General features: G+C 74.2%; 24 protein-coding genes. 19 read left to right on the top strand and 5 right to left on the bottom strand.

Annotated features, from left to right (window positions below; all coding sequences use genetic code 11):
• Positions 1-346: 346 nt before the first annotated feature.
• From ACFRAV_RS20955 to ACFRAV_RS20980, 6 genes are read left to right on the top strand one after another with little or no spacing between them, the layout of a single operon-like run.
• Positions 347-1,192: an STAS domain-containing protein gene (locus ACFRAV_RS20955; protein WP_382557741.1), complete on the top strand. Its 846-nt coding sequence runs from the start codon at positions 347-349 to the stop codon at positions 1,190-1,192.
• The gene (locus ACFRAV_RS20960; RefSeq protein WP_108952171.1) at positions 1,189-1,566 is read left to right on the top strand and encodes an STAS domain-containing protein; all 378 of its coding nucleotides are present in this window, start codon (positions 1,189-1,191) and stop codon (positions 1,564-1,566) included. The genes ACFRAV_RS20955 and ACFRAV_RS20960 overlap by 4 nt, the downstream gene beginning before the upstream one ends.
• On the top strand, positions 1,563-1,988 hold the full coding sequence (locus ACFRAV_RS20965) for an anti-sigma regulatory factor (protein WP_382557743.1): 426 nt from the start codon (positions 1,563-1,565) through the stop codon (positions 1,986-1,988). The genes ACFRAV_RS20960 and ACFRAV_RS20965 overlap by 4 nt, the downstream gene beginning before the upstream one ends.
• Entirely contained in the window at positions 1,976-3,223 is a 1,248-nt protein-coding gene (locus tag ACFRAV_RS20970; RefSeq protein ID WP_382557745.1) for an ATP-binding SpoIIE family protein phosphatase, read from the top strand. Before ACFRAV_RS20965 ends, ACFRAV_RS20970 begins: the two co-directional genes overlap by 13 nt.
• Positions 3,220-5,064: an ATP-binding protein gene (locus ACFRAV_RS20975; protein ID WP_382557747.1), complete on the top strand. Its 1,845-nt coding sequence runs from the start codon at positions 3,220-3,222 to the stop codon at positions 5,062-5,064. Before ACFRAV_RS20970 ends, ACFRAV_RS20975 begins: the two co-directional genes overlap by 4 nt.
• A 38-nt stretch (positions 5,065-5,102) precedes the next feature.
• Positions 5,103-6,722, top strand: a complete 1,620-nt coding sequence (locus ACFRAV_RS20980) for a SpoIIE family protein phosphatase (RefSeq protein ID WP_382557783.1) — start codon at positions 5,103-5,105, stop codon at positions 6,720-6,722.
• Positions 6,723-6,791: 69 nt separating this feature from the next.
• On the opposite strand, the gene ACFRAV_RS20985 is transcribed toward ACFRAV_RS20980, so the two are convergent.
• The 4 genes from ACFRAV_RS20985 to ACFRAV_RS21000 all read right to left on the bottom strand — a co-directional run bounded on the left by ACFRAV_RS20985 (position 6,792) and on the right by ACFRAV_RS21000 (position 9,125).
• Positions 6,792-7,139: a DUF6343 family protein gene (locus tag ACFRAV_RS20985; RefSeq protein ID WP_382557748.1), complete on the bottom strand. Its 348-nt coding sequence runs from the start codon at positions 7,137-7,139 to the stop codon at positions 6,792-6,794.
• Positions 7,136-7,798, bottom strand: a complete 663-nt coding sequence (locus ACFRAV_RS20990) for a phosphoribosyltransferase (RefSeq protein WP_382557750.1) — start codon at positions 7,796-7,798, stop codon at positions 7,136-7,138. Before ACFRAV_RS20990 ends, ACFRAV_RS20985 begins: the two co-directional genes overlap by 4 nt.
• Before the next feature lie 53 nt (positions 7,799-7,851).
• Positions 7,852-8,505 carry a dienelactone hydrolase family protein gene (locus ACFRAV_RS20995; RefSeq protein ID WP_382557752.1) on the bottom strand — a complete coding sequence of 218 codons (654 nt, stop codon included), beginning with the start codon at positions 8,503-8,505 and terminating at the stop codon, positions 7,852-7,854.
• An 89-nt stretch (positions 8,506-8,594) separates the two neighbouring features.
• The gene (locus tag ACFRAV_RS21000; protein ID WP_382557754.1) at positions 8,595-9,125 is read right to left on the bottom strand and encodes a cytochrome c oxidase assembly protein; all 531 of its coding nucleotides are present in this window, start codon (positions 9,123-9,125) and stop codon (positions 8,595-8,597) included.
• Positions 9,126-9,226: 101 nt separating this feature from the next.
• Here ACFRAV_RS21000 and gvpO point away from each other — a divergent pair, with 101 nt between their 5' ends.
• From gvpO to ACFRAV_RS21055, 11 genes are all read left to right on the top strand, one after another.
• The gene (gene gvpO, locus ACFRAV_RS21005; protein WP_382557756.1) at positions 9,227-9,553 is read left to right on the top strand and encodes a gas vesicle protein GvpO; all 327 of its coding nucleotides are present in this window, start codon (positions 9,227-9,229) and stop codon (positions 9,551-9,553) included.
• 30 nt (positions 9,554-9,583) lie between these two features.
• Positions 9,584-10,174: a gas vesicle protein GvpJ gene (gene gvpJ / locus ACFRAV_RS21010; protein ID WP_382557758.1), complete on the top strand. Its 591-nt coding sequence runs from the start codon at positions 9,584-9,586 to the stop codon at positions 10,172-10,174.
• Between the two features lie 2 nt (positions 10,175-10,176).
• Positions 10,177-11,049: a GvpL/GvpF family gas vesicle protein gene (locus ACFRAV_RS21015; RefSeq protein WP_382557760.1), complete on the top strand. Its 873-nt coding sequence runs from the start codon at positions 10,177-10,179 to the stop codon at positions 11,047-11,049.
• 4 nt (positions 11,050-11,053) lie between these two features.
• Positions 11,054-11,341: a gas vesicle protein GvpG gene (locus ACFRAV_RS21020; protein ID WP_382557761.1), complete on the top strand. Its 288-nt coding sequence runs from the start codon at positions 11,054-11,056 to the stop codon at positions 11,339-11,341.
• On the top strand, positions 11,338-12,024 hold the full coding sequence (locus ACFRAV_RS21025) for a hypothetical protein (protein WP_382557762.1): 687 nt from the start codon (positions 11,338-11,340) through the stop codon (positions 12,022-12,024). The genes ACFRAV_RS21020 and ACFRAV_RS21025 overlap by 4 nt, the downstream gene beginning before the upstream one ends.
• 5 nt (positions 12,025-12,029) lie before the next feature.
• Positions 12,030-13,175 carry an SRPBCC family protein gene (locus ACFRAV_RS21030; RefSeq protein ID WP_382557764.1) on the top strand — a complete coding sequence of 382 codons (1,146 nt, stop codon included), beginning with the start codon at positions 12,030-12,032 and terminating at the stop codon, positions 13,173-13,175.
• A gap of 5 nt (positions 13,176-13,180) precedes the next feature.
• Entirely contained in the window at positions 13,181-13,579 is a 399-nt protein-coding gene (locus ACFRAV_RS21035) for a gas vesicle protein (protein ID WP_382557785.1), read from the top strand.
• The gene (locus ACFRAV_RS21040; RefSeq protein ID WP_382557766.1) at positions 13,576-14,415 is read left to right on the top strand and encodes a GvpL/GvpF family gas vesicle protein; all 840 of its coding nucleotides are present in this window, start codon (positions 13,576-13,578) and stop codon (positions 14,413-14,415) included. Before ACFRAV_RS21035 ends, ACFRAV_RS21040 begins: the two co-directional genes overlap by 4 nt.
• Positions 14,412-14,663, top strand: coding sequence for a gas vesicle protein (locus tag ACFRAV_RS21045; protein ID WP_382557768.1), 252 nt, complete (start codon positions 14,412-14,414; stop codon positions 14,661-14,663). Before ACFRAV_RS21040 ends, ACFRAV_RS21045 begins: the two co-directional genes overlap by 4 nt.
• A 7-nt stretch (positions 14,664-14,670) precedes the next feature.
• Positions 14,671-14,958 (top strand): gas vesicle protein K, encoded by a 288-nt coding sequence (locus tag ACFRAV_RS21050; protein ID WP_382557770.1) that lies wholly within the window; start codon positions 14,671-14,673, stop codon positions 14,956-14,958.
• Between the two features lie 105 nt (positions 14,959-15,063).
• Complete coding sequence (locus ACFRAV_RS21055; protein ID WP_382557772.1) at positions 15,064-15,630, top strand: M23 family metallopeptidase; 567 nt, start codon at positions 15,064-15,066, stop codon at positions 15,628-15,630.
• Here the strand turns inward: ACFRAV_RS21055 and ACFRAV_RS21060 are convergent.
• Positions 15,578-16,342, bottom strand: coding sequence for a BTAD domain-containing putative transcriptional regulator (locus ACFRAV_RS21060; protein ID WP_382557773.1), 765 nt, complete (start codon positions 16,340-16,342; stop codon positions 15,578-15,580). The genes ACFRAV_RS21055 and ACFRAV_RS21060 overlap by 53 nt on opposite strands.
• A 249-nt stretch (positions 16,343-16,591) precedes the next feature.
• On the opposite strand from ACFRAV_RS21060, the gene ACFRAV_RS21065 reads away from it, so the two are divergent.
• Together ACFRAV_RS21065 and ACFRAV_RS21070 are read left to right on the top strand one after the other, a co-directional pair.
• Positions 16,592-17,821: a hypothetical protein gene (locus ACFRAV_RS21065; protein ID WP_382557775.1), complete on the top strand. Its 1,230-nt coding sequence runs from the start codon at positions 16,592-16,594 to the stop codon at positions 17,819-17,821.
• 39 nt (positions 17,822-17,860) lie between these two features.
• Entirely contained in the window at positions 17,861-19,069 is a 1,209-nt protein-coding gene (locus tag ACFRAV_RS21070) for a hypothetical protein (RefSeq protein ID WP_382557777.1), read from the top strand.
• Positions 19,070-19,153: the final 84 nt, after the last annotated feature.

The raw sequence follows: 19,153 nt of genomic DNA on the forward strand, positions 1-19,153 counted from the left end.
CCTTGTGAAGGAAGTGAAAACGCCTCCGCCCCCTCGGGTCGACGGGGCTCGATTTCCGGCCGTCCCGGCTGCTTTGCCCCGGTCCACCGTACGGCCTGGGCCCAGGCCGGGCCCGGGCCCGGGCCGCCGGACGCCCGGCGACTGTGTCGGGCATCACCGAACCCTCGCGAAAACTTCGCAGGTGTGCGTCAGGCATGCTGGGGTATCGGAAGCCAGATGATTTCCGTCGTCCTAGTCCCCGCGCGCCCCGCGCGGCCCATCGGCCACGCTGTCCGTCAGGGCGGACGACGGCCGGTGGGCTCGTGAACCCGCTGGTCATCAGGGCACGTATCGAAGGAGCACAGCGGTGGCAGGGCAAGAAGAGTCGAACAGACTGGTCGAACTGCTGACGGCGAAGGACGACCTGCTCGCCGCGGCTTGGGTGGAGTCCGTCTCGCGCACGCTGCGCGGCCGGATCTCGCTCGCGGAACTCGAGCGCGAGCTCAACGAGCTGTACACGGCGCTGGTGGCCGGTCTGCGCGACGGCGCGTTCGACTGGCAGGGCGACGCGTACGCGGAGGTGCGGGCCCTGCTCGCCGAGCTGTCGCGCAGCCGCGCCCGGCAGGGGTTCACGCCCACCGAGACGGCGACCAGCGTGCTCGCGCTCAAGGACGTGCTGGCCCCGACCGTGGACACCTCGGCCGAGGACATCCACGCGTACCTCCAGCTCGGCAGGCTGGCGGACGCCCTCGCGCTCTTCACGCTCGAGGTGTACGCCAAGACCCGCGAGGAGATCATCAGCGCGCAGTCCGAGCAGCTGATGGAGCTCTCCACCCCGGTGGTGAAGCTGTGGGAGGGCGTCGTCGCGGTTCCGCTGGTCGGCACCCTCGACTCGGCCCGCACCCAGGTGGTCATGGAGAAGCTGCTCCAGGCCCTGGTCGACGCCGACGCGGACCAGGCGATCATCGACATCACCGGCGTGCCCGCCGTGGACACCGAGGTCGCCCAGCACCTGCTGAAGACCGTGGTGGCGGCCCGGCTGATGGGCGCCGAGTGCATCATCTCGGGCATCCGCCCGCAGATCGCCCAGACGATCGTGGCCCTGGGCATCCAGTTCGGCGACATCGTCACCAAGGCGTCGCTGGCCGACGCCCTCAAGCACGCCCTCGCCCGCCGCGGCGGCGACCTGACGAACGGCGGCGGCCAGGCGTGACCGAGCGCGTACCCGTTCTGAAGATCGGCGACGTCCTCCTGGTGTCCATCCAGGTGGACCTGGAGGACCAGATCGTCCTGGACCTCCAGGAGGACCTCGCCGGCCGCATCGTGGAGTCCGGGGCCCGGGGCGTGGTGATCGACATCACGGCGGTCGAGATCGTCGACTCGTTCGTCGGCCGCATGCTCGCCACCACCGCCGCCATCTCCCGCATGCTCGACGCGGAGACCGTCGTCGTCGGGATGAGACCCGCCGTCGCGATCACCCTGGTCGAGCTGGGCCTGTCGCTCGGCGGCGTGCGGACCGCCCTCTCGCTGGAAAAGGGCCTCGCCATGCTGGCCCGGCCGGGTGACCACCGTCCGGCACAGCGATGAAGGCGCCCCTGCCCGAGCTCGACGCGGACGAAGAGACCATGCCGATCGACTCGAACGACGACGTCGTGCGGGCCCGCCAGCTGGTGCGTACCCTCGCCCAGCGCTGCAAGCTGTCGCTGGTCGACCAGACCAAGCTGGTCACCGCGGCGAGCGAGCTGGCGCGCAACACGCTCGTCTACGGCGGCGGCGGGGTCCTGCGCATCGGCCTGGTCCGGCGTGACGGCCGGACCGGTGTGAGCGCGATCTTCGACGACTCCGGTCCGGGCATCCCCGACATAGACCAGGCACTGACCGACGGCTGGACCTCCGGCGGAGGTCTGGGTCTCGGCCTCAGCGGCGCACGCCGTCTGGTCGACGAGTTCACGCTGGACACCGAGGTCGGCGGAGGAACCCGGGTCGCGGTGACCAAATGGGCCCGCTGAGCTGGGACATCCTGGACGCTGAGGACATCACCTGGCTCCGCGACCAGGAGTCCTTCCCGGCCGCGGCCAGGATCGCCGCGGTGACCCTGGCCCGGCGCATCGGTTTCGACGAACAGCGGTGCGCCGAGGTCGCCCTCGCAGTCAGCGAGGCGGCGACCAACCTGCGCCGGCACGCCGTCGACGGCGCCCTCCTGCTGCGTGTCGTGCGCACCCCGCACGAGGCCGGTGTGGAGTTCGTCACCACCGACGCCGGTCCGGGCATGGCCGACGTCGCCAAGTCCCTCACCGACGGCACCTCCACCGCGGGCACCCTCGGCATCGGCCTGGGCGCGATATCCCGCCTCGCGGACACCTTCCGGCTGCATTCGCTGCCGGGGCGCGGGACGGTGCTGACGGCCAGGTTCTGGCCGAAGACGGCGGACCGCCGCACGGCGGAGTCCGGCGGTCCGCTGGTCGAGGGCCTGACACGCGCCATCAACGGCGAGGACGTGTGCGGCGACGCCTGGGCCGTGCGCCTGGTCGGCGCGCGGGACGAGTGCCGCGCGGCGGCTTCCCTGCCGGCCTCCTCCGGGACGACCCCCGACGCGGCGGCGACCGGCAGGGACGCGGCGAAGCCCGTGGCCCGGCGGCTCGGCTGGGCCGAGCTCACCGGTCTGCGGCCCCCGCCCGTGGACGTCACCCCGCTGCGGGCCCCGCGCGCGGCGCGCTCCGCCGACGGGAACGGCGAACGGGCGGTCCTGGTCATGTGCTGTGACGGCCTGGGCCACGGGCCGCTCGCCAAACGCGCCGCGCAGGCCGCGGTGACCGCGTTCCGCGACTCCGCCTCGGAGCAGCCCGACGGCGTGCTCAAGGACGTCCACAAGGCGCTGCGGGGCAGCCGCGGCGGGGCGATCGCCGTGGTGCGGATCGAGCCCGCGACCCGCAGCGTGTTCTTCTGCGGTGTGGGCAACATCAGCACCTTCGTCGTCGACCCGGCGACCGGGGCGCGGCGTTCCCTGCTGTCCGCGCCGGGGATCGTGGGGCACCAGATGCCGACCCTGCGCACCGTCCGGCTGGACCTGCCGCCCGAGGGCGTCGTGGTGATGCACTCCGACGGCCTCACCGAGCGCTGGCAGGCCTCGGACATGCCCGGCTTCCTCGACCACACGCCCCTGGTGGCGGCCGCCCAGCTGCTGCGCGAGGCGGGCGTACGGCGCGACGACGCCGGCGTCGTGGTGGCGAAGGGGCCGTGGTGAGCACGGACGCGTCCTGCGGGGCCACGCCGCTGGTCTCGCTGTCCCTCACCACCGAGCAGGACGTGTTCGTGCTGCGCCGCAGCGGCAAGACCGCGGCCGAGTCGCTCGGCGTGGAGCCGCAGGACCAGATCCGGCTGGCGACCGCGCTGAGCGAGCTGGGCCGTGACCTGATCGGGTCCTGCGACCTGACGGTCTCCTTCGACCTGGTCGGCCGGGCCCGCCCCCACCTGCGGTGCACGCTGCTGTGGAAGGACGGCCCCGGCCCCGGCCGGGAGGCGCTGCGGGCGGCCTCCCGGCTGGTGCCGCTGGAACACACCGCCGTGGACCGGAGCCTGGTGATCGAACAGCCGCTGGCCGGGGACACTCCGTCGCCCGATCTGGTGGCGCGCACCCGTGCGGCCCTTCAGACCCACAAGGGGGCTACCGCCGTGGAGGACGCGCGGGCGCAGACCGTGGACCTGATAGCGGCGCTGGAGGAGTCGCGGGCCCAGCGCGAGGAGCTGCGCCGGCTCAACGCCGAGCTGGAGGAGACCAACCGCGGGGTGATGGCCCTGTACTCGGAGCTCTCCGAGGAGCTGGAGGAGACCAACCGGGGCGTCGTCGCGCTCTACGCCGAGCTGGAGGAGAAGTCGCGCCAGCTGCGGGAGGCGAGCGAGGCGAAGACCCGGTTCTGGGCCAACGTCAGCCATGAGCTGCGTACCCCGGTCAACGCCGTGGTAGGTCTGGCGCGGATGCTGCTGGAGTTCGACGCGGAGCGCCTCGACGAGGAGCAGCACCGGCAGGTCTCCCTGATCGCCGCCTCGGGCGCCACACTGCTGGCGCTCGTCGACGAGCTGCTGGACGTCGCCAAGGCGGAGTCGGGCCGGCTGGAGCCGAACTGGGGGCCGGTCGACCTGCGGGCGCTGCTCGGCCAGCTGCGGGGCGTGCTGGGCGGGTACGCGCGGCACGGCGACGCCGAGCTGGTCGTCGCCGAGCCGGAGCTGACCGTGGTCAGCGACGAGGTGATGCTCACCCGCGTGCTGCGCAACCTGCTCTCCAACGCGCTGAAGTTCACCGAGTCCGGCACGGTGCGGCTCGATGTCGCCACCGAGGACGGGGAGGGGGACGGCGAGCGGGACGGCTTCGTGGTGTTCACCGTCACCGACACCGGGGTGGGCATCCCCGAGGCGGAGCAGCAGCAGATCTTCGAGGAGTTCTACCAGGTGCGCGGGCCGCACCAGCGGGGCCGCTCCGGCACCGGTCTGGGGCTGCCGTACGCGCGCCGGCTGGCCGAGCTGCTGGGCGGCACTCTCGTCCTGACCAGCGCCCCGGGGCAGGGCACCCAGGTCACCGTGCGACTGCCCGTGCGGCCGTCCCCGTCCAGGGCGGGCGGCGGGGCCGAGGGTGGTCCGCTGCTGACCGTCCTGGTGACGGCGGACGACGACGACGTCTTCCGCGCCGCCGTCCGGCCGCTCCTGGAGCAGCTGGCGGAGCGGGTCGTGGAGGTGGACCGGGGAGGCCGGGCCGGTGCGGTGGTGCGCGAGGAGCGGCCGGACGCCGTCCTGCTGGACCTGCACATGCCGGACATGGACGGCTACACGGTGCTGGCGGAACTCGCCGCCGACCCGGAGCTGCACGGCATCCCGGTCGTCGTGGTCACCTCGGCGCGGCGTGAGACCCTGGACCACGAGCGGCTCCGGCACGCCCGGACGGTGCTGGACAAGTCGTCGCTGACGCTGACGCGGCTCACGGCGGCCTTCGCCGAGCACGTCCCGCGCCGGGATCGTGCGGAGCGGGGGACGAGCACCGCACAGGGGGCGAGCACGGCACAGGGGGCGATCAGGAAGGACCCACGGTCGTGAGCCCCTGGCTTCAGAACGACAGCGCCGTCGCCAAGGTGATGGTGCTCGACGACAACGACACCAAGCGGTACATCATCAGCAGCTGGCTGCGCCGGGCGGGCCACACGGTGGTGGAGGCCGCGGACGGCGCGGAGGGCCTGGCCGTGCTGGCCTCGGCGGCGGACGGGGAGCTGCCGGAGCTGGCCGTGGTGGACGTGCGGCTGCCCGACATGAGCGGCTTCGAGGTCTGCGAGCAGATCAAGGCGGACCCGCGGACCGCCTCGCTGCCCGTCATCCACATCTCGGCGACCGCCATCGAGGTGAGCGACCGCGCCCAGGGCCTGCACCGGGGCGCCGACGCCTACCTCACCGAGCCGATCGCCCCGGACGAACTGCTGGCCACGGTCACCGCCGCGCTGCGCTACGCCCGGGCCCGCCGCCGCGCCGAGCGGCTGGCGGCCCGGGTGGCGGCCCTCAACAGCAGCACCCTGGCGGTGTACGCGGCCCGGGACGGGCGCGCCTTCACCGAGGCGGCCGCGGCGGGCGCGGCCACGCTGATGCAGTCGCCCGCGGTGGCCGTGGCGCTGAGCCCGGACAACCGCGTGCTGCACCTGGCCTCCGCGGGCCGCACGCCGGAGCCCGGGCCCGCCGCGTCCGACGACGCCCCGCCGGTGGAGCTGTCGACGCCGGAGCCGCGCCTGCTGGACCTGCTGGCCGGCCGGATGCTGGGGGACGGCACCGGCACCGCGACGGCGGTACTCCCGGCCACCGAGTGGCGCGAGCTGGTGTGCCGGGAGGACGGCGCCGAAGCGGACGTCTTCACCGGTGACGTCGCCCTGATCCTGGCCCGCACCAAGAAGGGGCGGCCTCCCCTGGCGCTCGCCGTGGACGCCGGGGCACTCGCCGGGGTCGACGACCGGGAACTGCTGTCGCAGCTGGCCCAGGCGTGCGCGCTGGCGCTGGAGGCGCTGCGCTCACGCAGCGAGGAGCACGCGCTGGTGCTCACCCTCCAGCGCACCTTCCTCCCGGACCGGCTCCCCGAGGTGCCGGGCGTCGATCTGGCGGTGCGCTACGAGCCGGCGGCCGACGACTCGGAGATCGGCGGCGACTTCTACGAGGTCATCGAGACACCCGCCGGTCTGCTGCTGGCCATCGGCGACGTGGCCGGGCACTCGCTGCAAGCAGCGATGATCATGGGCGAGGTGCGGCACGCCCTGCGCGCCTACGCCATCGAGGGTCACGACCCGCGCACCTTGCTGGACCGGCTGGACGCCCTGCTGACCCGGCTGCGTCCGTCGATCACCGTCACCGTCTGCCTGGTGCTGGTGGAGCCGGGCGCCCGCCGGGTCCACGTCGCGAACGCGGGCCACATCCCTCCGCTGCTGCGGCAACCGGACGGCTCCACGCGCTACCTCACCGAGCACGGCCCGCTGCTGGGCCTCAACCTGCGGCACCCGCCGGGCGTGAGCCACGACGTGCCGGAGGGTTCGACGCTGCTGCTGCTCACCGACGGCCTGGTCGAGGTGCCGGGCGTGGACCTCACCGAGAGCCTCGACGAACTGGGGGCGACCCTCGCCGAGGCGCCCCGCGAGATCGAGGAGCTGTGCGACGTCCTCCTGGACCGGTTCGGCAAGGGCAAGACGGACGACATCGCCCTCCTCGCGGCCCGGCTGCGCTGACCCCACCCGCTGCGCCGGCCTTCCCGGCCGCCGGCCTCCCCGGATCCGGCGGCCTCCGGCCGGCCGGCCTCAGGCACCACCGCGGGCACCCCGGCGCCTGCGCAGGACGACCAGCAGGTCGGCCGCGGCCAGCAGGGCGACCAGCGCGCACACCGCGGTGAAGGCGATCAGCGTGCCGCGGTCGGGGTTCTCCCCCGGTCCGGCGTCGGCGGCCCACAGGGCGAAGAAGACGGTCAGCGCGACGAAGACCGGCAGGAAGACGGCCGACAGCAGCAGACGCAGTCCCAGCGCGCTGCGCGCGGTGACCGGTTCCGTCCCGCTGCGGCGGCGGCGCCTGCCGGTCGCCCCGCTCCTGCCGTCCGGTCGTCGGGGGTCCTCGGGCCCGGGGCGCCGGCCTTCACGGTCACCGCCGCTCACAGGGTGGCCTCCCGTCGCCTCGACGCCTCGAGGATGCGGACCACCTCGTCGTCGTCCACCTGCTCGAAGTCCTCGTACCAGAGGCCGACAGCCTGGAAGTCCCGCGGCTGCCGCAGACAGATCACGTCGTCGGCCTCCGCTCGCAGCGCGGAGGCGGCCTGCGGCGCGCCGACGGGGACGGCGAGGATCAGCCGTGAGGGGTCCTGGCGGCGCAGATGGCGCAGCGCGGCGCGGGCGGTGACGCCGGTCGCCAGGCCGTCGTCGACGAGGATGACCGCCCGGTGCAGGACGTCCGGCAGGGGCCGCTCGCCCCGGTAGCGCAGGGAGCGCCGCCGCACCTCCTCCCGCTCCCGGGCCACGTCGGGCGCGAGGCGTTCCTCGCTCAGGCCCAGCATGTCCAGTGACGTCCGGTCGAACAGGGGCGGGTCGTCGCCGACGACGGCGCCGACGCCCAGCTCGGGGCGGCCGGGCACGCCGATCTTGCGCACCACCAGCACGTCCAGCGGCGCCCCGAGGGCCCGGGTGACCTCGGCGGCCACCGGTACGCCGCCACGCGGCAGCGCGAGGACGACGGGCTCGAAGAGTTCGCCGTCGGAGGCCCACTGCATGAGCCGGAATCCGAGTTCCTGGCCGGCTTCCCGGCGGTCGTGGAATCGCATGGATCTCTTCTCTCCTCGCTCCCCCTGGTCACGTGATCCGCCTGCGGCGCGTCTCAGCCGCGCACCGCCAGGTGTTCCTGGAACCAGTCGGCGGCGGCGCGGGTGACCTCCTCGAGCGCGCCGGGTTCCGGGAAGAGATGGGTCGCACCGCCCACGACGTGGACGCGGTGGGCTCCGGGGAGGTGCATCGCGGCCTGCCGGTTGAGGTCGAGGACGGTCTCGTCCGTCCCGCCGACGATCAGCAGCACCGGCACGCCGACCCGCGGCAGCGCGTCGCCGGCCAGGTCGGGGCGGCCGCCCCGGGAGACGACCGCGCGGACGCTGTCCGGCCGTTCGGCGGCCGCGGTGAGGGCGGCGGCCGCCCCGGTGCTCGCGCCGAACAGGCCGACCGGCAGGCCGGAGGTGTCCGGGTGGCCTCCCACCCAGTCCACGGCGTCGGCGAGCCGTCCGGCGAGCAGGGCGATGTCGAAGCGGAGCGCCGCCGTGGCGGTGTCCTCGCGTTCCTCGGCGCGCGTCAGCAGATCCATCAGCAGGGTGGCGAACCCCGCCCGGCGCAGGCCTTCGGCGACCGCGCGGTTGCGGGGGCTGAGGCGTGAGCTGCCGCTGCCGTGCGCGAACAGCACCACGCCGCGCGCCCCCGGTGGCACGGCGAGGTCGCCGTCCAGGGTCACCCCCTGCGAAGGGAGCTCGGCGCTGTGGGACGTCATGGCTGCTCATCTCCCTGTGCTGCCGGCCTCGTCCTGTCCCGGGCCGCGCACACGCGCGGGGCGCGGCCCGCCGGAGCAGCGGATCCCGCTCAGGCCGACGGGCGCGCCGCGGTCCGGCGTCCCGGCCCGGGTACCCCACCCGCGGCCCCGCGTACCGGGCCGGCGCCACCGCGGCGCACCGGCCGCCAGGTCGCCACCAGCGCCCCGGCCAGCAGGAGCTCGGCGAGGTCGCCGCCCCAGTACATGAGCTCCGCGCCCTGCCGGAGCTCGGCAACCGCGTCGACGTACACGTGGAAGCCGCCGTACGGGGCCTGCGAGATCAGCGCGTGCGCGGCGATCGCGGCCCCCAGGTACACCAGCCGGGCCGGCACCCCGGGGCGGGCGGGGGCCGGGTCCGGTCCGGCGACGGCGTGGGCGAAGAGGCAGCCGGATGCGAGCAGGTGCAGGTGCAGCAGCCAGTGCCCGGCCGGGTGCGCCATCAGGGCGCCGTACAAGGGGGTGAAGTACAGCGGCACCAGCGAGCCGGTGCTCAACGGCAGCGCCACCGCCGGGTGGGTGAGGAGCCGGGCGGGCGCGCTGTGCAGCACGGTGGTCACCCGGTGTTCCGGTGTTCCGGGCACGGTTTCCCTCCGGTTCTCCTCCGAACCGCCCGGTGGTGCTGCGCACCCGGTCGGCCCAACTGCGCACGCGCCGGCGGGCGTACTGCCGCAAGGGTTGTCCCATGGCAGACAACGGTGAGCGGCGACGCGCCTCGGCCACGGCCACCCGGCGCGCTCCCCGGGAGCGCAAGGTCCGCTCCGCGGCCGACGCGGCGCGGTGCGCCGCCGACGAGCTCGCGGCACTCGTCCACCACCCGCAGGAGGGCGTGTCGGCGGTCCGCAGGAGCGAGGAGGGCGGCTGGAGCGTCGTCCTCGACGTCCTGGAACTGGCCCGCATCCCCGACACCACCAGCCTGCTCGCGACCTACGAGGTGGAACTGGACGCCGAGGGCCGGATGGTCCAGTACTGCCGCACCGCTCGCTACCGGCGCGGGGGCGCCGACCAGTAGGCGGCCGCACCCCTTCCGGAAGGAACGCCCATGACCGTCGTGACTCCGTCCCCGTACGCCGACGAACTGGCCTGCGTGCCGCGCGCGGGCACTCTGTACGACGTCCTCGACCTGATCCTCGACCGCGGCATGGTCATCGACGTGTTCGTCCGGGTGTCCCTGGTCGGCATCGAGATCATAAAGATCGACGCCCGCATCGTCGTGGCGAGCGTCGACACCTATCTGCGGTTCGCCGAGGCCTGCAACCGCCTGGACCTGGAGCGGACCTCCCGCAGCAAGACCGTGCCGGAGCTCTTCGGCGGCGGGGCGATGGGCAAGACGGTCGTCAAGGCGGGCGCCCGCAAGGCGGGCCGCTCCCTGGGCGACAAGGTGCGCGGCGTGCTCGGCACGGACACCCGGGACGACGAGGACGTCGAGTACGCGGACTACGCCGCGGGCGCCGCGGACGAGGACCTCGGCGAGGAGGCGTACGAGGAGAGGCCCCGGCCGCAGCGCCGCCGCCGGACCGACGACGACCGCCGCCGCCCGGCCGGGGCCGCCCGGGACCGTGGGCGCGAGCGTGACCGCGACCGCGAGCGGGACCGCGACCGGCCCCGCGCGCGCCGCCGTTCGGAGGACTGACCGTGACCACCGCTCCTTCGGCCGTCCTGTCCGGCGGCGCCCCCTCGGCGGCGCCGGTCACCACCGGCTCCCTGTACGTCTACGGGATCGCGCCGGCCGGGGTCCGGGCGCCCCGCGCCGCGGGCGTGGACGGCGTGGCCGTCCGGCTGCTGACCGCAGGCCCCCTGTGCGCGGCGGTCTCCTCGGCTCCGGCCGAGATCCGGGCCCGCCGCCGCCACCTCGCGGCGCACCAGGCGGTGCTCGGCGAGCTGTCCGGGCAGGGACCCGTCCTGCCCATGCGGTTCGCCGTGCTCGCCCAGGACGAGGACACGCTGGGGTCCTATCTCCGGGAGCAGCGGCCGCAGTTCGAGACGCAGCTGGAGCGGATCCGGGGCTGCGTCGAGATGAACGTGAAGGGGCACACGGTGCCCGGCTGCTTCGAGGACCTGGTCCGCCGGGACGAGAAGCTGCGCGAGCTGGCCCGGCGCACCCGCCGCCGCCCCGACTACGACGCCAACGTCCGCCTGGGCGAGGCGCTGGCCCGCGCGGTCACCCGGGAGGCACGGCACGCCGCCCGCGAGGTGCTGGACCGGCTGACCCCGCTGGCCCGCCGCTCGGCGCGGGGCGAGGTGGACGACACGGTCGTGCTGAGCGCCTCGTTCCTGGTGCCGGCCGAGGCCGAGCAGTGTTTCCGGAGGGCCGTGGACGAGCAGGCCCGGCGTCAGGGGACGCGGCTCGCGCTCAGCCTGACCGGGCCGCTGCCCTGCTACAGCTTCGTCGACGCTCCCACCACGGCGGGCCCGGCGGCGGGCGGCGCGCGCCCCGCCGGGGCAGGACCCGCCCGGTCCACCGCCCGGTCCGCCGCCAGGTCCGCCGGCGCCGGGACCAGGAGGTAGGGGCGTGGGGCTGTTCACCGAGATCCTGCTGCTGCCCTTCGCCCCGGTCCGGGGAACCGTGTGGATCGCCGACCAACTGGCCCGCGAGGCCGACCGTCAGGCCCGCGACCCGCGTCTGGTGCAAGCGCGGCTGGCGGCACTGCACCGCGCCCTGGACGAGGGCGAGATCGACGAGGCGGCCTTCGAGAAGGAGGAGGACCGCCTTCTGAGGCTGCTGGAGAACCCTGTCCGCCGCGTGGGCGGCCGGCCCGCCGCCGGCGCCCGCACCCGTACTCCCGAGGGACTTCGATGAACCAGAACTGCAAGGCGGCGATGGCCGCGGCCGTCGCCGGTGGATACCTCCTCGGCCGGACGAAGAAGGCCAAGCTGGCCCTGGCCGTCGGCACCTACCTGGCGGGGCGGCGCTTCAGCATGTCCCCCACCCAGCTCGCCACCCAGGGCCTCACCAAGCTGCGGGAGACCCCGCAGTTCCAGGACCTCACCGACCAGATGCGCCACGAGGTGCTGAACGCCGGCCGCGCCGCGGTGACCGCGGCCGCCCGCCGCAAGCTCCTCGACCTCAGCGACTCGCTGCGTGACCGCGGCGAACGCCTCTCCGGCGTCGCCGACGACCGTGAGGACGACGACGACGCCGACGACCGCCGCGACGCGGACGACGCCTACGACGCCTACGACGACGAGGACGAGGCGTACGACGAGGGGCCGTCCGGCGAGGACCGTGACGAGGACGTGGATGACGAGGACGAGGACCGCGAGGAGGACGACGCGCCCGCCGCCGGCCGGGGCAGGCCCCGGCGGACCTCCGCCGGCTCGGCGGGCCTGCGCAACTCCGCGGCCGACCGGGGCAGTGCGCGCAGGGCGACGGTGCGCCGCGCGGCTTCGACCGGCCCGGCGGTGGCCAATGCGGCGGTGAAGAAGAAGACGGCGGCCAGATCCGGCTCGGCGTCCGGCTCCGGCTCTCGGCGAGGGAAGTGAACGGCATGGCGAACGGACGACAGGAACGCGACGGCGGCCGGGACGAAGGCCTGCCGATCGACGAACTGAAGGACGCCTTCGGTCAGTTGCTCGGAGCGCTGGGCAGCAGCCTGGTGTCGAAGGCGGGCGACCGGCTCAGCGGCGTGACCGAACGGCTCCTCGACTCGGCGGACGGTCTCGGTCTGGGCGACAAGGCCGAGAAGGCCGGCGGCCTGGGCCGCATCGCCGGACGGGTGGTCAAGGGGGAGAACTCGGCGAAGGTCATGCTCTCCGAGAAGGTCAAGGGCGTGAAGGACAACGTCAAGGACAAGCTCACCGGCGGCGGGGGCGGAGGCGGCGGCGGGAAGGGCGGCGGGGGCGGCGGCAAGGCCACCAACATCGTCGAGATCCTCGACGTGGCCGTCCCGCTGCGCACGGCCTACGACCAGTGGACGCAGTTCGAGGAGTTCAGCGGCTTCACCAAGGGCGTCCGCGGGGTGAGCCAGAAGGACGAGATCAGCTCCGACTGGAACCTGAAGGTGGGCCCCTCCAGCCGTAGCTGGAAGGCCACCGTCCAGGAACAGATCCCGGACGACCGGATCGTGTGGACCTCCGAGGGCGCCAAGGGCTCCACCCGCGGCGCGGTCACCTTCCACGAACTCGCCCCGCGCCTGACCCGCATCGTGCTGGTGGTGGAGTACTTCCCGGCGGGCTTCTTCGAGAAGACCGGCAACCTGTGGCGCGCCCAGGGCCGCCGCCTGCGCCTGGACCTCAAGCACTTCGCCCGCCACGTCACGCTCCACGGCGACGAGGAGCTGGAGGGCTGGCGCGGCGAGATCCGCGAGGGCGAGGTGGTCCGCAGCCACGAGGAGGCGATGGAGGACGAGGAGAACGAGCGCGAGGAGGCGGAGGAGGGCCGCGAGGAGGAGGCGGACGACTCCCTCGACGACGAGCCCTACGGCGACGAGGCGGAGGAGCCGGACGAGGACGAGGACGCGGAGGACGACGACGAGTACGCCGACGAGGAGGACCTCGACGACGAGGACGACGAGGACGACGAGGCCGCGTACGAGGACGAGGACGTCGACGAGGAGCCCGAACCGGAGGAGGAGGAACCGCCCCGGCAGCGCCGTGGCCGTGGCCGTGGCCGCAGCAAGCAGGGAGCGTCGTGACGGAGGTGACCGACTGGGTCGATCCCGCGGACGCGACGGTCTACCTCCCGGGGCCCAACAACAGCACCCTCGCCGACCTGCTGGAGCGCATCCTCGACAAGGGTGTGGTCATCGCGGGCGACATCAAGATCGACCTGCTGGACATCGAGCTCCTGACCATCCGTCTGCGTCTGTTCATCGCCTCCGTCGACACGGCGAAGCGCGCGGGCATCGACTGGTGGGAGACCGACCCCGCGATGTCCTCGCGGGCCGCCCGGGACGCCCTCGCCGAGGAGAACGAGACGCTGCGCGAACGCCTGGCGGCCCTGGAACGCCGTCTCGACGGCGAGCCCTCACGCGACACCGGCACACCCGCGCACCCACCCACGCACCCGCACACGCACCCGGAGACGCCCACCCGATGAGCAGCAGCGACACCGGCACCGTCACGTACCTGTTCGCCCTGTGTGCCTCCCGCCCGCCCGGGGAGGCGCTCTCCGCCGTCCCCGGGCACCCCGGGGGCGGCCCGCTGCGCACCCTGGAGGCGGGGGAGGTGGTCCTCGTGGTGCAGGACGTGCCCGCCGACGACTTCCAGGAGCAGGCGCTGGCCGAGCGGCTCCAGCACCCCGAGGAGCTGGAGCGGTGCGCCCTCGCCCACCACCGCGGAGTCGCGGCGGCCGCGCCCTACGGGCCCGTCGTGCCGCTGCCGCTGGCCACGGTCTACCTCAGCGACGGCAACGCAATGGCGGCGGTGGCCTCCCGCCGGGAGACGGTCCTGGCACTCTTCGCGCGGCTGGCCGGCCGCACCGAGTGGGCGGTCAAGGTGCACGCCTCGGTCCGGGAGACGACGGCCGCCCCCGCCCCCGCCCCCGGCTCCCCCGGGCCGTCCGCCGCGGGCGCGGAGGGCGGCCGGAGCTACCTGAGCCGGGCGAGCACCCGTCACCGCGTGCGGCGGGACCGGCACGAGACGGCCCGGGCGGTCGCCCTGACCGTCGACCGGGCGCTGCGGGCGCACGCCGTGGACGCGGCCTCCCACCGCCCGCAGAGCGAGCAGCTGACCGGCGTCACGGCCCCGCAGCTGCTCAACGCGGCCTACCTGGTCGACGACGCCCGGCGCGGGGAGTTCACGGCCGCGCTGGAGCGGCTGCGCGTCGACGAGCGGCTGCGCGAGGTGGACATCAGCTGGTCGGGGCCGTGGGTCCCCTACTCCTTCGCCCGCATGGAGCAGCCGGCCGCCACGGCGGGGGCGGGGGCGCCGTGATCCTTCCCGACGCGCGGGAGGACGGCCTCCCGCCCACCGTCCCCTGGGACGGGGACGAGCCCTACGCGCCGATCGGCCTGCCCCTGGTCGACCTCCTGGACCGGGTGCTCGGCACCGGCGTGGTGATCAGCGGCGATCTGGTCATCGCCATCGCCGACGTCCCGCTGGTGCGGCTGTCCCTGCGCGCCCTGCTCTCGTCCGTCTCCGCCCGGGTCCCCTCCCCCTGGGCCGACAGCGGCCCCCTGTGAGGCTCCCGTGAACCCCGCTCCCCTCCCCCGCGACGGCACCCTCGACCTCGACCCCGAGCGGGTCGCCGACGGCTTGGCCGAGCTCGTCCTCACCGTCGTCGAACTGCTGCGGCAGCTGATGGAGAAGCAGGCGATCCGCCGCTTCGAGGAGGGCACCCTCACGGCCGAGCAGGAGGACCGTCTGGGCACCGCCCTGATGCTGCTGGAGCAGCGCATGGACGACCTCTGCGCCCAGCACGGCCTCAGCCGCGACGACCTCAACCTCGACCTGGGACCACTGGGCTCCCTGCTCTGACCTTGCTGCCCTGAGCTCGCCCCGACCGCCCGGCCGTCTCTTGTATGCCCTTTGTATGCGCGCCCCCTTCAATCGCCGGATCACCCCCACGACTTGGGAGGATCCATGGCGGGACGAAGACTCACCGCGCGCTCCGTGCCGGCGGCGCTGGCGGGGCTGACGATGTTCACCGCGCTGCTGCAGGCCGCCCCGGCGTCCGCGGCGGCGGACGCCGGCCGCCCGGCGTTCCGTATGCCGTTCGTCTGCGACCAGAGCTGGCGCGGCAGCAACTGGGAGGGCCACAGCCCCTCCCACTCGATCGACTGGAACCACTACGACGCGGCGGGCAACCCCGACGATCTGGGCCGCCGGGTCCTGGCCAGCGCGGGCGGGACCGTGCTCTCGTCGTACTACGCCACCGACACCGGCTACGGCAACACGGTGGTGATCGGCCACGGCGACGGCTGGCGGACCCGCTACGCGCACCTGCAGAGCCGCGACGTGCAGGTCGGCGACACGGTGACCCGGGGGCAGCGGATCGGCACGGTGGGGGCCACCTCGGCGCTGTACTCCCTCTCCCCGCACCTGCACTACGAGCAGATCCACGACGGGGTGGTGGTCGTCGCCGTCGTCCAGGGCGTCACCTGGAGCGACTACCTGGTGCGCTACCAGACCAGCACGAACGGCTGCTGAACAGAGCCTCCCCCGCTGCCCGGAGGGCGGTCCCGGGCACCACGCCGAGCTCGGCGGCGAGCATCCGCCGGGCCTCGGCGTACGCGGCGCCGGCCTCCGCGGTCCGGCCGGCGCCGTCCAGGGCGCGCACCAGGAGCTGCCACAGGTCCTCCCGCAGCGGGTCGGCGGCGATCCGGGCGCGCAGCTCGGCGACGAGCGTGCCGTGGTCCCCGACGCGCAGCCGCTGGCGCAGGCATTCGTCGAGGGCGACGGCGCGCAGTTGGGCCAGGCGGGTCAGGACCGGGTCCCACAGCACGCTGCCCGGCAGGTCCTGCAGCACGTCGCCGCGCCACAGCCCCAGCGCCGACTCGTAGCCGCGCAGGGCGGCGGCGTGCCGGCCCACGTCCCGGGTGGTGCGGGCCCGGTGGAGGCGGCGTTCGAAGAGCAGCAGGTCGTGCTCGAGGGCGGGAACCTCCAGGACGTAACCGCCGTGGCGGGTGCGCAGCCCTCCGTGGTCCACACCGGCCGTGGCCAGCGCCGCGCGCAACGCGCGTACATAGGTGCGAAGGTTGGCGACGGCCGACCGGGGCGGCCGGGAGGGCCACAGGACTTCGGTCAATGTGTCCAGCGAGACGAACTCTCCGGGCCGCAGCAGGAGCGTGGCCAGCACCGCCCGCGGCTTGGGCCCGCCGAGCGGGACGCAGCCGCGTGTCATCGGGCCCCTGATCTGCAACGGGCCCAATATGCCGAACGTCGGCTCCCTCATCACTTCGCCCCCATGCCCCGCCCCCGGATCGTCCGTGACCGGGGCAGCGTAACGACGCGGGCGCGAACGGAACAGGACGTGTCGCGTCCGCACCGGGCGGCCTGGCTCAAGAGCCCATTGACGGTGCGCGGCGCCCTCAGCAGACTCACGATCCCCACAAGTGAACGAACCGGTTCCCCCCGTGCCGGTTCGACGACCCGAGCGGAGACCGACCTCATGGGACGCCGATCAGAACTCCCCTTATTCGCCGCGCTGCTGGGCAGACACGGGCCCGAGCGCCGTCGCGTCGGCGCCCTCGCCGCCGCCGCGCTGGCCCTCACCACCACCGCCGCCGCGCTGGCCTCGCCCGAGGAGGGGACTCCCACCGAGCTCACCGCGGCCGTCTCGGCGGCAGCGGCCTGCGGGGACGGCGCGTACCAGGCCGAGGCCGTGCTCAGCGGCTCCACCTGGACGGCGCGGCGCGGCTCCACGACGGTGTACACCGGCTCCGACCTGCGCTCCGCGGTGCAGGCGGCGGTGGGCAGCCTCACCGCGGGCCGGACCTCCAAGGAGCGCGTGGTGGTCCGCGGTTCGGGCTCCATGTCGGCGGGCTCGCGCATCTCGCTGCCCAGCTACACCGCCCTGGACGTCTGCGGCACCATCAACGTCACCGGCACCGGCTCGGGCGACCAGGCGCCGGTGTACTCGCGCGGCACCAGGGACGTCGAGGTCCAGCACCTCAACGTCACCGGGACCCCGCTCTACGGCATCTTCCTGCGCAACGTGCAGAACGTGGTCCTCGGTCAGATCGACATGCGGCTCTCCTCCGGCCTGGGCGTGCGCATCGACAACCGGGGCGACACCAGTCAGTGGACCCGTAACGTCCGCATCGACAGCGTGTACGTCTCGGGCGCCTCCAGCCACGCCGTGGAGACCTACGGCGTGGACGGCCTGACCATCGGCACCGTCACCGCCCGCAACGTCGGCGAGTCGGGCCTGCTGCTCAACCAGACGATCAACGCCACGGTGACCAAGGTGGACGCGGAGAACGCGGGGACCGGCACCGGGTACGCCGCCTTCCGGATGGCCAACCGCAACGGCCGGGTGGGCAGTTCGTACCCCACCAACATCCGGGTGGGCGAGGTGGTCGCCCGCGGCGGCGGACGCGGCGTGTTCTGCGTCTCGGAGAGCGGCGGCGCGGTCATCGACCGGGTGACCATCTCCAACACGGGCAACAACGCGGTGCTGATCGAGAACTGTTACAACGTGACCCTCGCCGCGCAGAGCGGCACGGTCAGCGGCGGCGGCGAGATCCGCCTCGCCGCGCGCACGGAGTTCCCCAACAACTCCGACATCTGGATCCAGAACCTCACGGTCACCAACTCGGCCATCCGCGAGAGCCCTTGCGGGACGAACACGACGTTCCGCAACAACACGCTGGTCAACAGCAGCCAGTCGATCTGCTGACCGGGACGGGCCCGTTCCCGGGCAGCTAGCATCCGCGCGGTGAGGAGCATCGAGGAACTGGTCCCCCGCGCCCTGCAGGCCGACGCGGACGGGCTGCGCGCCGTGGAGGCGACGCGGCTCGCCCGCTGGGTCGTCGACACCTCGCAGCCGTGGTGGCGGCGCACGCCCTGCGCCGCGGCCCTGGCGGGGCGGGTGCCCGAGGAGTGGTTCGCCGAATTGTCGGCACGTGCCCAGGACCCGCAGGACACCACCGAGGTCCGCATCGCCGTGCTCGACGTCCTGTCCGACCGTGCGGAGCTGCTGCCCTGGCTGCGGCACGAGGACCGGCGCGGGGAGTCCGGCCACGGCATGCGTGAAGCCGTCCTGAGGGCACGCGGACAGCTCGGCGACCGCTCGGCGGCCCCCGAACTGGCGACGGTCGCGTTCTCCGACAGCTTGCGATCGGAACGGTCGGGCGGCTCCGGCCTGGACGCGCTGGTCGAGCGGTACGGGGTGGAGGCGATCCGCGCCGACCTGGGCGTCGCACGGCCGGAGGACCGGGCCGCCCACCTGCGCCTGCGGGCCGGGGCCGGGGAGGACGTGGCGGATGTGCTGGCCGACCCCGACCCCCGGGTGGCCTTCGCCGCCCAGGAGTACATGACCGATCCGGGACGCGTGCGCGCCTACCTCGCCGAGGCTCCGACGGTCGACGCGAAACTGTGGGCGGCCTTCGCGCTGTACCGCCTCACCGAGGACCTGGACGAGACCCGGGCCCTGTACGCGACCCTGGGAAGCCCTCGGGTCGAGGTCCCCGGCCTCGACGAGGACGTCCGCCGCGCGATCGTCCACGCGTACGCGCCGTGGGGCTGCACGCGGGGCACCGACCCCCGCTGGAGGCTGGAGGCGGTGTGCACGGAGCCGCCCGCCCCGGTCGACCAGGAGGCCCAGCTGCGCCGGGCCGTGGCCGCGCTGACCGCCGCGGGTCTCGCGCCGCAGGCCCCGGTCCCCGTGGGCGAGTACAACCAGCAGGGGGACGGCACCTACCACGTGATCCTGTGCGGGGAGACGGAGGTGTTCGTCAGCACCCTCGGCCCGTTCGTCACCGTGACGGCCGGGGACGAGTCCCCCGCCCGTGAGGCCCTGCGGTCCGCCGGTCTCCGCTGGATCGACCCGTGGGACACGACGCAGGTGACCGGTCTGCACGTCTACTACTTCGGCGGACGGGCCCCTCGGTCCGTCGACACCCTCCTCTTCCACTGGCAGGACTGATCACCGTCCTCGCCGCCCTTCCCGGGCTGCGGCGTCCGGCGGCGACGGACGCCTGAGCGGCAACGAGGAGGCACAGCCGTCGTG

The organism is Streptomyces sp. NPDC056600 (genome assembly GCF_042792855.1).
GTDB lineage: Bacteria > Actinomycetota > Actinomycetes > Streptomycetales > Streptomycetaceae > Streptomyces.